12 protein-coding genes are annotated in these 14,286 nt (G+C 54.6%); all 12 read right to left on the bottom strand.

From position 1 onward, the window contains the following. Positions 1–83: 83 nt before the first annotated feature. Entirely contained in the window at positions 84–818 is a 735-nt protein-coding gene (rlmB, locus tag ACLW56_RS08505; protein WP_330983346.1) for a 23S rRNA (guanosine(2251)-2'-O)-methyltransferase RlmB, read from the bottom strand. Between the two features lie 127 nt (positions 819–945). Then, a complete protein-coding gene (gene rnr / locus ACLW56_RS08500) occupies positions 946–3,402 on the bottom strand; it encodes a ribonuclease R (RefSeq protein WP_330983345.1) in 2,457 nt (818 codons plus the stop codon). Positions 3,403–3,440: 38 nt separating this feature from the next. Further along, the gene (gene nsrR, locus ACLW56_RS08495) at positions 3,441–3,866 is read right to left on the bottom strand and encodes a nitric oxide-sensing transcriptional repressor NsrR (protein WP_330983344.1); all 426 of its coding nucleotides are present in this window, start codon (positions 3,864–3,866) and stop codon (positions 3,441–3,443) included. Between the two features lie 138 nt (positions 3,867–4,004). Then, the gene (locus tag ACLW56_RS08490; protein WP_330983343.1) at positions 4,005–5,303 is read right to left on the bottom strand and encodes an adenylosuccinate synthase; all 1,299 of its coding nucleotides are present in this window, start codon (positions 5,301–5,303) and stop codon (positions 4,005–4,007) included. A gap of 102 nt (positions 5,304–5,405) precedes the next feature. Then, entirely contained in the window at positions 5,406–5,603 is a 198-nt protein-coding gene (locus ACLW56_RS08485; RefSeq protein ID WP_330983342.1) for a DUF2065 domain-containing protein, read from the bottom strand. Between the two features lie 232 nt (positions 5,604–5,835). Then, positions 5,836–6,840: a protease modulator HflC gene (hflC, locus tag ACLW56_RS08480; protein WP_330983341.1), complete on the bottom strand. Its 1,005-nt coding sequence runs from the start codon at positions 6,838–6,840 to the stop codon at positions 5,836–5,838. A 2-nt stretch (positions 6,841–6,842) separates the two neighbouring features. Continuing rightward, entirely contained in the window at positions 6,843–8,108 is a 1,266-nt protein-coding gene (hflK, locus tag ACLW56_RS08475; RefSeq protein WP_330983340.1) for an FtsH protease activity modulator HflK, read from the bottom strand. A 207-nt stretch (positions 8,109–8,315) separates the two neighbouring features. Next, the gene (gene hflX / locus ACLW56_RS08470) at positions 8,316–9,596 is read right to left on the bottom strand and encodes a ribosome rescue GTPase HflX (RefSeq protein WP_330983339.1); all 1,281 of its coding nucleotides are present in this window, start codon (positions 9,594–9,596) and stop codon (positions 8,316–8,318) included. Positions 9,597–9,670: 74 nt separating this feature from the next. Further along, on the bottom strand, positions 9,671–9,976 hold the full coding sequence (hfq, locus tag ACLW56_RS08465; RefSeq protein WP_330983338.1) for an RNA chaperone Hfq: 306 nt from the start codon (positions 9,974–9,976) through the stop codon (positions 9,671–9,673). 125 nt (positions 9,977–10,101) lie between these two features. Then, positions 10,102–11,049 carry a tRNA (adenosine(37)-N6)-dimethylallyltransferase MiaA gene (miaA, locus tag ACLW56_RS08460; protein ID WP_330983337.1) on the bottom strand — a complete coding sequence of 316 codons (948 nt, stop codon included), beginning with the start codon at positions 11,047–11,049 and terminating at the stop codon, positions 10,102–10,104. Next, the gene (mutL, locus tag ACLW56_RS08455; protein WP_330983336.1) at positions 11,042–12,904 is read right to left on the bottom strand and encodes a DNA mismatch repair endonuclease MutL; all 1,863 of its coding nucleotides are present in this window, start codon (positions 12,902–12,904) and stop codon (positions 11,042–11,044) included. Before mutL ends, miaA begins: the two co-directional genes overlap by 8 nt. A gap of 11 nt (positions 12,905–12,915) precedes the next feature. Continuing rightward, a complete protein-coding gene (gene amiB / locus ACLW56_RS08450) occupies positions 12,916–14,271 on the bottom strand; it encodes an N-acetylmuramoyl-L-alanine amidase AmiB (protein ID WP_330983335.1) in 1,356 nt (451 codons plus the stop codon). Positions 14,272–14,286 lie beyond the last annotated feature (15 nt).

Raw genomic sequence — 14,286 nt, 5'->3', positions numbered from 1 at the left:
GGTCTGGTGCCCTCACCCCGTCCCTCTCCCACGGGAGAGGGAGCAAACACTAAAAACCTTCTCCAAAGAGAAGGTTTTGCTGTTTATACTGCGCGCTGACGTACCGCTTCAAACAGGCAGATGCCTGTCGCGACAGACACGTTCAGGGAAGAAACGCTGCCCGCCATCGGAATGCTGATCAGCTCATCACAGTGTTCGCGGGTCAGGCGGCGCATACCTTCACCTTCTGCGCCCATCACCAGCGCCATACGGCCCGTCATTTTGCTCTGATACAGAGTATGATCCGCTTCGCCAGCCGTACCGACGATCCAGATGTTTTCCTCCTGCAACAGACGCATGGTACGCGCCAGGTTGGTGACCCGGATCAGCGGTACGCTTTCCGCCGCACCGCAGGCAACTTTCTTCGCCGTGGCATTCAGTTGTGCAGAGCGATCACGCGGGACGATCACCGCATGCACGCCAGCCGCATCTGCGCTACGCAGACAAGCACCGAGGTTGTGTGGATCGGTCACGCCATCGAGGATCAGTAAGAACGGATTCTCAAACTGAGCCAGCAGGTCCGGCAGATCGTTTTCCTGATACTGACGGCCTTCTTTGACACGGGCGATGATCCCCTGATGCACGGCTCCTTCGCTTTTCTCATCCAGGAACTGGCGGTTGGCCACCTGAATCACCACGCCTTGGGCTTCCAGCGCATGGATCAGCGGCAGCAAGCGCTTGTCTTCGCGGCCTTTCAGAATAAAGACTTCCTGAAAGCGCTCCGGGGCACGTTCCAGCAGGGCCTGCACCGCGTGGATGCCGTAAATCATTTCACTCATGAAGGGTACTCGTTACCTGTTAGTTCAATTATTGTTTGCCCCTCTCCCTAGCCCTCTCCCACAGGGAGAGGGTACTTTCTTTTCTCCCTCTCCTTTGGGGAGAGGGCCGGGGAGAGGGGTTAGCTAATTACTCTGTCGCTTTCTTCGCTGCACGCTTAGCTTTGGTGGCGGCAGCAATTTTAAGCGTTTTATCCGACGGTTTTTTGGCTTTTTTGCTGGCAGCCTCTTTCTTCGCCGCTTTCGGCTTCTGCTTTTTAGGCTGGCCTTTCTCACCACGGAATGCGCTGTCTGGCTCGAAGTTGACCTTTTTACCCGCCTGACGGCGCTTGCCGCCTGGTTTACCGCTTGCTGGTTTTTTCGCTTTGTCACGCGCTGTTTTGCCAACATTACGCGGGCCGCGCTCACTCGAAATCAGAGAGAAGTCGATTTTACGCTCATCCATGTTGACCGCTTCCACGCGAACTTCCACTCGGTCGCCCAGACGGTAAGTCTGACCGCCAGATTCACCAATCAGGCGCTGGCCAATCTGGTCGAAGCGGTAGTAGTCGTTATCGAGCGAGGAGACATGCACCAGACCATCGATAAACAGGTCGTTAAGACGCACGAAGAAACCGAAACCGGTGACGCTGGCGATAACGCCCGGGAAGACGTTGCCAACCTGATCCTGCATGAAGTCGCACTTCAACCAGTCAGACACTTCACGCGTCGCTTCATCTGCGCGGCGTTCGGTCATTGAACAGTGCTGGCCGAGTTGCAGCATCTCTTCCATGCTGTAATGCCAGCCCCCCGTCTCGGTGGAGTTGCCTTTATTGCCTTCTTCTTTCGCCAGCAGATATTTGATCGCGCGGTGCAGCGTCAAATCCGGATAGCGACGAATTGGCGAGGTAAAGTGCGCGTAAGACTGCAACGCCAGGCCAAAGTGGCCACGGTTTTCTGGATCGTAGACAGCCTGTTTCATCGAGCGCAGCAGCATAGTTTGCAGCATCTCATGATCAGGACGATCGGCGATGGAAGTCAGCAGCTCCGCATAATCGCGTGGCTCAGGCTTGTTACCGCCCGGCAGCTCGAGGCCCAGCTCTGCAAGCACGGTACGGAAAGAGGTGATCGCCTCTTCAGTCGGCTTGTCGTGAATACGGAACAGCGCAGGCTCAGACTCTTTCTCGACAAAACGCGCCGCCGAGATATTGGCGAGGATCATGCACTCTTCAATCAGTTTATGGGCATCGTTGCGCTGAACTTGCTCGATACGCTCAATGCGACGTTCAGCGTTGAAGATAAACTTCGCCTCTTCGCTTTCAAACGAGATGCCGCCACGTTCCGCGCGGGAAACATCCAGCACTTTGTAGAGGTTATGCAGCTCTTCGATATGCTTCACTAGCGGCGCGTACTGCTCGCGCAGATCCTGATCGCCCTGCAGCATATGCCAGACCTTGTTATAGGTCAGACGCGCGTGGGAGCTCATGACAGCTTCGTAGAAGGTGTAGCTCGTCAGACGGCCTTTTGCCGAAATGGTCATTTCACAGACCATACACAGGCGATCGACCTGCGGGTTCAGCGAGCAAAGGCCGTTGGAGAGTACTTCCGGCAGCATCGGCACAACCTGCGACGGGAAGTAAACTGAAGTGCCGCGGTTACGGGCTTCGGTATCCAGCGGGGTTGGCGGACGGACGTAATAACTGACGTCAGCGATGGCCACCCACAGGCGCCAGCCGCCACCGCGTTTTTTCTCGCAGTACACGGCATCATCAAAGTCTCGCGCATCTTCGCCATCGATGGTGACCAGTGGCAGGTCGCGCAAATCCACGCGGCCAATTTTGGCTTCTTCAGGTACCTGCTCTTTCAGGCTGGCAATCTGTTTTTCAACTTCTGGCGGCCAGACGTAAGGGATTTCATGGGTGCGCAGCGCCATATCGACCGCCATGCCGGTGCCCATGTTATCGCCCAGGACTTCGACAATTTTACCGATAGCTTTGGTGCGGCGAGTCGGACGCTGAGTCAGCTCAACCACCACCACAAAGCCCATGCGCGCGCCCATCACTTCTTCAGGCGGAATGAGAATATCAAAGCTCAGTCGGCTGTCGTCCGGTACCACAAAACCGATGCCTGCATCGGTAAAGTAGCGGCCAACAATCTGCCCGGTTCTTGGCTCCAGCACACGCACAATGCGGGCTTCGCGGCGGCCTTTACGATCGGCCCCCAGCGGTTGTGCCAGCACTAAATCGCCGTGCATGCACATCTTCATCTGCTCGCTGGAGAGATAAAGATCGTCTTTGCGGCCTTCAACGCGCAGGAAGCCAAAGCCATCGCGATGACCAATGACTTTGCCTTTCAGCAGATCAAGGCGTTCCGGCAGCGCATAGCACTGACGACGAGTGAACACCAGCTGTCCGTCGCGCTCCATGGCGCGCAGGCGGCGACGCAGCGCTTCCTGCTGCTCTTCACCGGTAATGTTCAGCTCAGTGGCCAGCTCATCACGGCTGACGGGTTTTTCGCGTTTTGAAATAAAATCGAGGATAAATTCCCGGCTCGGGATAGGGTTCGCGTATTTTTCTGCTTCGCGTTCCTGGAAAGGATCTTGTGACATAGCGGTTCCTCCGTAGTCAGCTCCAATGAAGTGATAGGTCACTCCACCAGCAATAATTTATAAAGCGGTTGATTCTCTTCAACCAAATCGGCCAGCGTGTAGTTATCCAGCTCCATGAGAAAACTGTTCACGGCCTGAGAAAGCGCCTGTTTAAGCCGACAGGCAGGCGTAATGTGGCAAAACTCGCTGCTGCAATTCACCAGCGATAACGGTTCAAGTTCTCGAACCACATCGCCCACGCGAATGCTTTTTGCCGGTTTGCCAAGGCGAATACCGCCGTTTTTTCCACGCACGGCATCAACGTAGCCAGCACGGCTTAACTGGTTGATTATTTTAACCATATGATTACGGGACACGCCGTAGACCTCCGTCACTTCAGAGATACTTGTCATACGACCGTCAGGCAGCGATGCCATATAGATTAGCGCACGCAATCCGTAATCGGTGAAACTCGTTAACTGCACATCAACCTCAAGCAGGGAAAAACAGGGTGTTATTACCTTTGATGATAAACCAGCCAGCCAGGTAGCGGTTAATTAATTTAAGCGGGGGAAGGTGGAAAGCAGGAACAAAGGGGCGCAGTGAGTGCGCCCCTGACATGATTATGCGTCGAACGGGTCGCGCAGGATCATGGTTTCAGTACGGTCCGGGCCCGTTGAAATAATATCAATTGGCACGCCGGTCAGTTCTTCGATGCGCTGAATGTAGTCCAGTGCTGCCTGTGGCAGACCGCTACGCTCTTTCACACCAAAGGTGGTTTCAGACCAGCCCGGCATAGTTTCGTAAATCGCTTCGATACCTTCCCAGTCGTCGGCTGCCAGCGGAGTGGTGGTCACTTCGCGGCCATCCGGCATACGGTAACCGACACAGATTTTCACCTCTTTCAGGCCGTCCAGCACGTCCAGTTTGGTCAGGCAGAAACCTGAGAGGGAGTTAATCTGTACAGCACGACGTACGGCAACAACGTCCAGCCAGCCACAACGACGGCGGCGGCCAGTGGTCGCACCAAACTCGTTACCCTGCTTGCAGAGGAACTCGCCAGTTTCGTCGAACAGTTCGGTTGGGAACGGACCTGCACCGACACGGGTAGAGTAGGCTTTGATGATACCCAAAACGTAATCCACATAACGCGGGCCCAGGCCGGAGCCAGTCGCCACGCCACCCGCGGTGGTGTTAGAAGAGGTTACGTACGGATAGGTACCGTGGTCGATGTCCAGCAGCGTGCCCTGGGCACCTTCGAACATGACGAAATCACCACGCTTGCGCGCTTGATCCAGCAGGTCAGAAACATCCACGACCATCGCGGTCAGGATGTCGGCAACCGCCATCACATCGTCCAGCACTTTCTGGTAGTCAACCGCGTCAACTTTGTAGTAGTTCACGAGCTGGAAGTTGTGATATTCCATCACTTCTTTCAGTTTTTCGGCGAAGGTCGCTTTGTCGAACAGATCGCCAACGCGCAGGCCACGACGGGCCACTTTATCTTCATAAGCCGGGCCGATGCCACGACCGGTGGTGCCGATAGCTTTCGCGCCACGTGCTTTCTCACGCGCCACATCAAGGGCGACGTGATAGTCAAGGATCAGCGGGCAAGCTTCAGAGAGCAGCAGACGCTCGCGAACCGGGATACCACGGTCTTCCAGTTCTTTCATCTCTTTCATCAGCGCAGCAGGAGACAGCACAACACCGTTACCGATGATGCTGGTCACATTGTCACGAAGAATGCCTGATGGAATAAGATGGAGGACGGTTTTTTCACCGTTGATTACGAGAGTATGGCCTGCGTTGTGACCGCCCTGGTAGCGTACAACATATTTAGCCCGTTCAGTCAGAAGATCGACGATCTTCCCTTTACCTTCGTCACCCCATTGGGTGCCCAGTACGACGACGTTGTTACCCATTTTTCAAAATCACCGTTTGCTTAAAAATGGATTCTACCATCGGTTTCAATGATGACCAGCACTTTTTGACATCAAAAAACAATGAATCCGGCGAGTTTTTAATCAGCCAATCGTTTTCGTCAACATGTAGTAGATCACCACGCCTGCGACCACAAGGCCACCGCCAAAGCGGCGTAAAAGAGGGTCAGGAAGTTGTGACAATGCTGACACCATTTTTCGCCACGCCTGCGGGTAGAGCATCGGCCCCAGCCCTTCAAGCACTAATACCAGCGCAAGCGCCAGCCAGATTGTTGAATTCATGGTTCATCCTGATAAAAGAAAACCACCGCCAGTGCGGTGGTTTCAGATTGCTGACAAAGAAGGAAAAAACGTGGTTTTTCCTTCTTTGTGGTTATCAGCCGAAAATCAATGAATTGATTTTCCTTGTTTTTTTTCGGTCACTTATGACAAAACTGCATTCGTTAGAGGTTTGTCATCAGCCTCAAACCACCGCCAGTGCGGTGGTTTTTCAATAATGAGACAGCCGACGATATTAACGCGTCGCGTTGCCTGGCGTCTTCATATAGCGGAAGAAATCGCTGTCCGGGCTCAGAACCATGATGTCCTGATTGCTCTGGAAGCTGTTCTCGTAAGCACGCAGGCTACGGATAAAGGCATAGAAATCCGGATCCTGGCTGAAGGCATCAGCAAACAGTTTCGCCGCATCAGCATCACCTTCACCGCGCATGATACGACCCTGACGCTCAGCTTCTGCCAGCGTTTTGGTCACTTCATAGTCTGCCGTAGCACGAAGCTTCTCGGCTTCTTCCTGACCTTGTGAACGGTGACGGCGGGCAACCGCTTCACGCTCAGCGCGCATACGATTGTAGATAGCGTCAGACACTTCGGTCGGCAGGTTGATCTGCTTGATACGAACGTCCACCACTTCAATACCCAGCGCAGCCATACTGTTCGGGTTGATAACCGGCACTTTACCGTTAGTTTCTGCGGCAACACGCTCTGCGGCTTCAGCGATAGCGCTGTCTGCTGCTGGCGTTGCCACTTCATCTTCGGTGCCCGCAGAACCGGAGTTCAGCGCATCACGGACTTCGATGGTCAGACGGCCACGGGAATCGGTGACGATGTCTTTCACATCCAGACGACCAATTTCAGAACGCAGACGGTCAGAGAACTTACGTTTCAGCAGCACTTCGGCCTGGGAGACGTCACCGCCGCCGGTTGCCAGGAAGTAACGGCTGAAATCGCTGATACGCCATTTGATGTAGGAATCGACGATCAGGTCTTTCTTCTCTTTGGTCACAAAGCGATCGGCCTGGTTATCCATAGTCTGGATACGTGCATCCAGCGTTTTCACCGACTGAATGAAGGGAACCTTGAAGTGCAGGCCCGGCGCATAAATCACCGGTTTTTTGTCGCTGTCACGCACCACACTGCTGAACTGGAATTTAATCCCACGCTCACCCTCTTTCACCACAAATACAGAGGCGTAGAGGCCTACCAGCACGATGACAATTATCGCAATTACTGACTTACGCATCGTTATTCCCCCTGACGCTGGTAGTCGTTACGCTGCGCGTTAGCACGGCGTTGGTCCATGATGTCGCTATCGCTCGTGGCAGGCGCATTGCTGCTGTTGGCACTGCTGCTGGAGCTTGACGCAGGCGGCAGGCGTAACAAGCTGTCAGCGCCACTGCTGTCACTCTTTTTTGCAGGCGCTGCGCCACCTTTCAGCATCTGATCAAGCGGCAGCACCATCAGGTTTCCGCCTTTGTCGTTCACCAGCACCTTGCGGGTATGGCTCAGCACTTTCTCCATCGTTTCGATGTAGAGACGCTCACGTGTGATTTCCGGAGCCGCTTTATATTCCGGCAGGATCTTCACGAAACGAGCCACTTCACCCTGCGCTTCCAGCACGGTCTGAGTCTTATACGCGCGAGCCTCTTCGAGGATACGCTGCGCCTGACCGTTAGCACGTGGCTGAACTTCGTTGGTGTAAGCTTCGGCTTCACGAATGTATTGCTGTTCGTTTTCACGCGCGGCAATGGCATCATCAAACGCAGCCTTCACTTCTTCCGGCGGACGAGCAGTCTGGAAGTTCACGTCAAGCAGGGTGATACCCATGTTGTACGGACGAATGGTTTCTTCCAGTTCACGCTGAGTATCGCTACGAATAACGGTACGGCCTTCAGTGAGGATACGGTCCATGGTGTATTTGCCGATCACACCGCGCAGTGCGCTGTCTGTCGCCTGACGCAGGCTGTCATCCGGGCTGGTGACGCTGAACAGGTACTTTTGCGGATCGGTAATGCGGTACTGCACGTTCATTTCAACGCGCACCACGTTTTCATCGGACGTCAGCATCACGCCCGAAGCGGCCAGTTCGCGAACGGCTTCCACGTTAACCGGCGTCACTTCATCGATAAAGGTCGGTTTCCAGTTAAGGCCCGGCTCAACCAGATGGCTGAATTTACCGAAGCGAGTCACCACGCCACGTTCGGCTTCTTTAATGGTATAGAACCCGCTCGCCGCCCAAATGATCACCACCGCAGCCGCAGCAATACCCACAATGCGCCCGCCCATTGGGCCACGCGGCAGTTGTGTGGTATTTCCACCGCCAGAGCCGCCTTTACCACCGCCCAGGCCGCCGAGTTTTTTACTCAGCTTGCGGAAGATATCATCCAGATCAGGAGGCCCCTGATCGCGACCACCTTTGTTTCCATTTCCCCCAGAGTTGCCGCCTTGATTATTGCTGCTTCCCCACGGGTCGCGGTCTTGTCCGTTATTACCGGGCTGATTCCACGCCATGTATATGCTCCATATTTGTTATGCGGTGTACATACCCGTCATATTTCGAGCTGCAGGTGCGTTGGCTGCACTCCCTCACCCCAGTCACTTACTAAAGTAAGCTCCTGGGGATTCACTCCCTTGCCGCCTTCCTGAAACTCGAACTATTTAGGGTATCTGGCTTTATTACCAAGTATAAAAGCGAATAATTTTCAGGCTGATTGACTATCAGACCACATAGTCTGTCAGCGCAGGTTCTTGCTTACAGAGGCGACGCCAGTCAACAATCGGCATGCGTACTTCCAGACCGACGCTACCGTCCTCCTCCATCCACTCTTTCTCTATCGCCTGAAGCTGATAAAACCGGCTTCTGAGACGCCCTTCCTGCGGAGGTAAGCGCAGCGTGTGCTGAGCCACTTCACCGGAAAGCCTTTCAGTTAAAGCCTGGAAAAGCAGTGGTACACCCACTCCCGTCTGCGCAGAAAGCCAGACGCGAATCGGTTTGTTTTCTTCGTCCCTGTCGATACGCGGCTCAAAATCTTCCAGCATATCGATCTTGTTCATCACCAGCAGCGTCGGGATTTCATCGGCTTCGATTTCATCGAGCACCACGTTCACTGCATCAATGTTTTCCTGCAGGCGGACATCCGCGGCATCGATAACATGCAGCAACAGCGTCGCCTGACGCGTTTCCTGCAGCGTGGCTTTAAACGCAGCCACCAAATCGTGCGGCAGATGGCGGATGAACCCTACGGTATCCGCCAGCACGGTTTCGCCCACATCGGCGACGTTAATTCGGCGCAGGGTCGGGTCCAGCGTCGCGAACAGCTGGTCCGCGGCGTAAACCTGCGCTTCAGTAATCTGATTGAACAGCGTCGACTTCCCGGCGTTGGTGTAACCCACCAGCGACACGGTCGGAATATCGGCTTTGGTACGCGAACGGCGCCCTTGCTCACGTTGCTTCTCAACTCTCTCCAGACGAGAGAGGATCTGCATAATGCGGTTACGCAATAAACGACGGTCAGTTTCGAGCTGGGTTTCACCCGGGCCGCGCAAACCAATCCCGCCTTTTTGTCGTTCAAGGTGGGTCCAGCCACGCACAAGACGCGTTGCCAGATGGCGCAACTGCGCCAGCTCAACCTGCAGTTTCCCCTCATGGGTACGCGCACGCTGAGCAAAAATATCAAGAATCAAACCGGTACGATCGATAACCCTGCACTCGCACAAACGCTCCAGGTTACGTTCCTGGGCTGGACTTAATGCATGGTCGAATAAGACAACGGACGCCCCTGTTGCTTTAACGGCTTCCGCAATTTCGACAGCCTTACCTTCACCAACAAAATACTTTGGGTGCGGCGCTTTACGGCTACCGGTAATCACCTGCATTGCTTCGACACCGGCGGAAGAGACCAGGGCTTCGAACTCCTGAAGGTCTTCCATATCTTTGTCTTGCGAAAAATAGATGTGTACCAGTACCGCCTGCTCACCGGCATCATAACGGTCAAACAAGCGTAATTTCTCCTAAAAGACCAGCGGGGAACCAAACCACCTGGCTCCCCGACATGGAAAAACAGCCATCAACCTTATTCGGTTTCTTCGCTGTCTTGCGGCGCAGATGAAGCCTGCGCGTTGCTACCGTGATGGTAGTTGCTGGTACTGCCGCCGGCGTTATTGCTGTGATGAGAGACCGGACGAGACGGAACCACCGTAGAAATTGCGTGCTTATAGACCATCTGGCTGACCGTGTTTTTCAACAGGATAACGAACTGATCGAAAGACTCAATTTGCCCTTGCAGCTTAATACCATTCACCAAATAAATAGAAACCGGAACACGTTCCCGACGCAGTGCGTTCAGAAACGGATCTTGTAAAGATTGCCCCTTAGCCATTCTCTTTTCCTTATATGCTTGTTTTACCCACGGTTTTCAGGGTTTTTTACCCACAAACTTCGGGCTTGTACTTAGAACCTTGCGATTCTGAAAAATTGCGCACGATACGTCTTAATTTTACACGTTCAGTCCTGACCCGCACCAACAACCTGCAACACTTCGTTGAACGCCTGTTCAGGTTGCTCACTGTCTAACCAGTGAACGCCTTCCCAGCCGCGTAACCAGGTTACCTGGCGCTTAGCCAACTGTCTCGTGGCGCAAATACCTCTATAAACCATTTCATCATAAGGAATTTCGCCTTCAAGGTACGACCACATCTGGCGATATCCCACACAACGAACGGAAGGCATATCCGTATGCAAATCTCCGCGGGCAAAAAGCGCCCGCACTTCTGCTTCAAAACCTGAAGCCAACATCTGGTGAAAACGCTGCTCGATGCGCTGATGGAGCAGTTCACGGCTCGCCGGGGCGATGGCGAACTGATGCACCTTGTACGGCAGAGCCTCGCCTGACGTTTGCGTCAGTTCCGTTAAAGTTTTACCCGAAATGAAAAAAACTTCCAGTGCCCGGGAAAGTCTTTGCGGATCATTTGGATGAATACGAGCAGCAGCAACCGGGTCAATTTCCTGAAGTTGCTGATGCAGCGCATTCCATCCTTGCTCTGCTGCCTGTTGTTCAATTCTGGCTCTCACTTCGGGATCTGCCGGCGGTAACGGCGACAATCCTTCCAGTAAGGCTTTGAAATACAACATGGTGCCGCCAACCAACAGCGGTATACGCCCTGCTGCGGTGATCTCGGCCATTTCGGCAAGCGCATCGCGGCGGAAATCCGCGGCAGAATACGCCTGCGCCGGGTCGAGAATATCCAGCAACCGGTGCGGTGCCGCGGCAAGCTCACGCGCATCCGGCTTCGCGGTTCCAATGTCCATCTCTCGATAGATGAGGGCGGAATCCACGCTAATCAACTCTACGGGCAAAACTTTACGCAATTCAATGGCCAGCGCCGTTTTGCCGGAGGCCGTTGGCCCCATCAGGAATAGGGCCTTAGGCGGGCTTTTTGTGTCGTTACTCATGGTTAAGGGCATTCATCGCCGTATGTAAATCAACGGGTTGTAACAGGCCACCAGGCGGGGCTTTCACCAGTTGCGGACACAGACGTTCGACGTCGGTCAGCATGGCTATCGCCTGCGCCATATTCCACTGCGTATGTTCGCTTGCGAGGTTTCGTGCTAACCACTGCGCAAGCGTGCTCGCATCACAGGATGGTTGCAGCGCGAGGTAGCCTATCAGTTCAGGAATCAAGATTTGTAAATTTTGTTGTCTTAAGGGTAAAGGCACCGCCCTCACCGTCACATGTTGCGCTTCCGATTGAATTTCCACGCCTAATTGCCCTAATACCGGCAGGGCTTTTTGGATTGCCGCCTGTTCATCAGCACTGACTTTCAGACGCAGCGGAATAAGCAGTGGTTGAGCGCAAACAGGAGCGCTTTCCGGGGAAAGCTGCGCTTGTTTCAACCAGCGTTCCGCAACGGGTAACGCCAGAAGACTCAGTTTCCCATCACGTTCGAGCAGCGCACGATCGTTGGCGACTATCGTCAACACGCGTCCAAAGCTGCTGCTGTGCCCGGCAAGGCTTTCGGTTTCCTGCGCGCTTACGGGCTTGCGTTCGGCAACCGGCGTTTCCAAAAGTTGTTTGTACAACGCGCCCTGCTGCTTTTGATAGCCAGGCTGCGCATTCGGCCATCCTGCGCCTGAAGGTGCTCGCGAGTTGCCACCGCTGCTGGTCTGGCTGCTATAACGAGGCGTAGCGGAGTCACGCGCAACAGCCGGTTCAGCAAAGTGATTTCGCCCAGCCGCAACCCGATTTTCAGGAAACGAGCGTGGGGCAGGTTCTTCCTCTTCAACCGCGAATGGCAGCGGCGCATCTACCTGCTGTTGCAGGACGCTCAACACACCCTGATAGATAAAGTCGTGAACCAGGCGTGATTGATGGAAACGCACTTCATGCTTGGCAGGATGCACATTCACATCGACCTGATGCGGATCGATGGTCAGATAAAGGACAAACGCCGGTTGTTCACCCGCACCCAGCTTGTCTTCACAGGCCTGGCGAATGGCGTGGTTAATCAGGCGGTCACGCATCATGCGGCCATTCACATAGCAATATTGGATCTCGGCGAGCTGCGCATTCGTCTGCTTCGGATCGGCCACCCAGCCATGCAGGGCTAAATCACCGTGCTGCCATTCAATTGCCAGCGCGTGCTCCACAAATGGCGTTCCACAGATAGCCGCCAGACGGCGCTCTTTCTGCCCGCCTTCCGCTACCGCGCGGTACTGGCGCACCAGTTTGCCGTTGTGATTGAGATTGAGGGTGACATCGAAACGGGCCAGTGCAATGCGGCGAATAATTTCGTCGATGTGCGCGAATTCGGTTTTCTCGGTGCGCATGAACTTGCGACGCGCTGGGGTGTTATAGAACAAATCCAGCACTTCCAGCGTGGTTCCCACAGGATGGGCCGCAGGCTTCACTGTTACGTCCATATCACGCCCTTCCGCATAGGCTTGCCAGGCTTCTTGCTGCTCGGCAACGCGGGAAGTGAGTGTTAAACGGGAAACAGAGCTGATACTGGCCAGCGCTTCGCCGCGAAAACCGAGGCTGATGATCGCTTCCAGATCGTCAAGAGAGGCAATTTTACTGGTGGCGTGACGAGCCAGCGCCAGCGCCAGCTCGTCTTTTTTAATCCCACAGCCATTATCACGAATGCGGATGAGCTTTGCGCCACCGCGTTCGATGTCAATGTCGATGCGGGTTGCACCCGCATCAAGGCTGTTTTCTACCAGCTCTTTCACTACCGATGCGGGCCGCTCTACCACTTCACCAGCGGCAATCTGGTTCGCAAGCTGTGGCGGTAAAACCTGAATCGGCATTGAAAAGCTCCTTAATTAATTAACGTTCCGCCGGGAGAAATAGCGCTGGCCGTTTGCGAAGATTCACCACGCGGACCATTTTGTAACGGGTGCTGTTCGAAGTAGTGACGCAAGCCGTTATAAATGGCCTCAGCAATCTGCTGCTGGTAGCTGTCGCTGCCCAACAGACGCTCTTCCCCACTGTTACTGATAAATCCAGTTTCCACCAGGATCGACGGTATATCCGGTGAGCGCAGTACGCCTAAACTTGCGTGTTCCGGGCGGCGTTTGTGAATATTGCCCACTCGCTGTAGCTGGCCCAGGACATCTACCGCCACATCATACCCGACGCGCTGAGAATGACCGAACTGTAAATCCAGCACCGCCTGGCTCAGGTAAGGATCGGCCTGATTGTTCGCCAGCACGTCGCCCGCCCCGCCCAACAGTTCAGACTGCTTCTCATGCTGTTCCAGCCATCCGGCCATTTCGCTGTTTGCGCGGCGGTTGGAAAGCACCCACACCGAAGCGCCTGTGGCATCCCGGTTTGGCGCGGCATCCGCGTGAATGGACACCAGGAAGTTGGCGTTTTGCTTACGCGCCACATCCGATCGGCCCATCACCGAAATAAAGTAATCCCCGTCACGGGTTAAAACGCCCTTAAACATGGGATCGTCGTTCAGCAGCGCACGCAGCTTACGGGCAATCAGGATGGTGACGTTTTTCTCTTTCGTCCCACCCGGGCCAATTGCGCCCGGGTCCTGACCGCCGTGACCCGCATCAATGGCAATAATCACCTTATCGCCCGTCACGCTGGCGGTTCTTGTTCTTGCCGCCGGACGCGTCGCCGTGTTGCTGCTGGTGACGCTGGTCATACGATCGTTCTGCGTTTTGAACGGATTTCTTGCCGGTTCAGCAGGACGCGAAGCAACCACTGGGGCTTCCACACGTTTCGCTATTACCGGTGGCGGTGGAGGCGGTGGAGGCGGTGGAGGCGGTGGTGGCTCATCCGCATTGATGGTGAACACCACGGTGTAATTGCCGCCGCTTTGCTGTTTCACCGCACGGGTTTTCCCGTCGCCGGTCAGGTCGACCACCAGACGCAGAGACTGGGCATCTTTCGCTGTGCCCGAGCGAATGCTTTTCACCAGATTATTACCGCTGAAATTAAGCGGTAACCCTTGGATCACACCGGTTTGTTTAATGTCGAGCGCCACGCTGCGCTTCCCTTCCTGGGAAAACGAGTAGTCTGGATCGCCCATGAAACTGAAGGTGATGCGGGCTTGTTTATCTCCGTTGGACACCTGAATATCGGATAAACTCGCCGCCGTCGCCTGCAGGCAAAAAAGCATCAAACTTGCCACCCACCAACTTTTAACGCGATAAATCATCCCGCCATCCCTCAG

The organism is Pantoea sp. sgz302252 (genome assembly GCF_047713085.1).
Classification (GTDB): domain Bacteria; phylum Pseudomonadota; class Gammaproteobacteria; order Enterobacterales; family Enterobacteriaceae; genus Scandinavium.
This window is presented reverse-complemented; position numbering and strand designations above follow the sequence as displayed.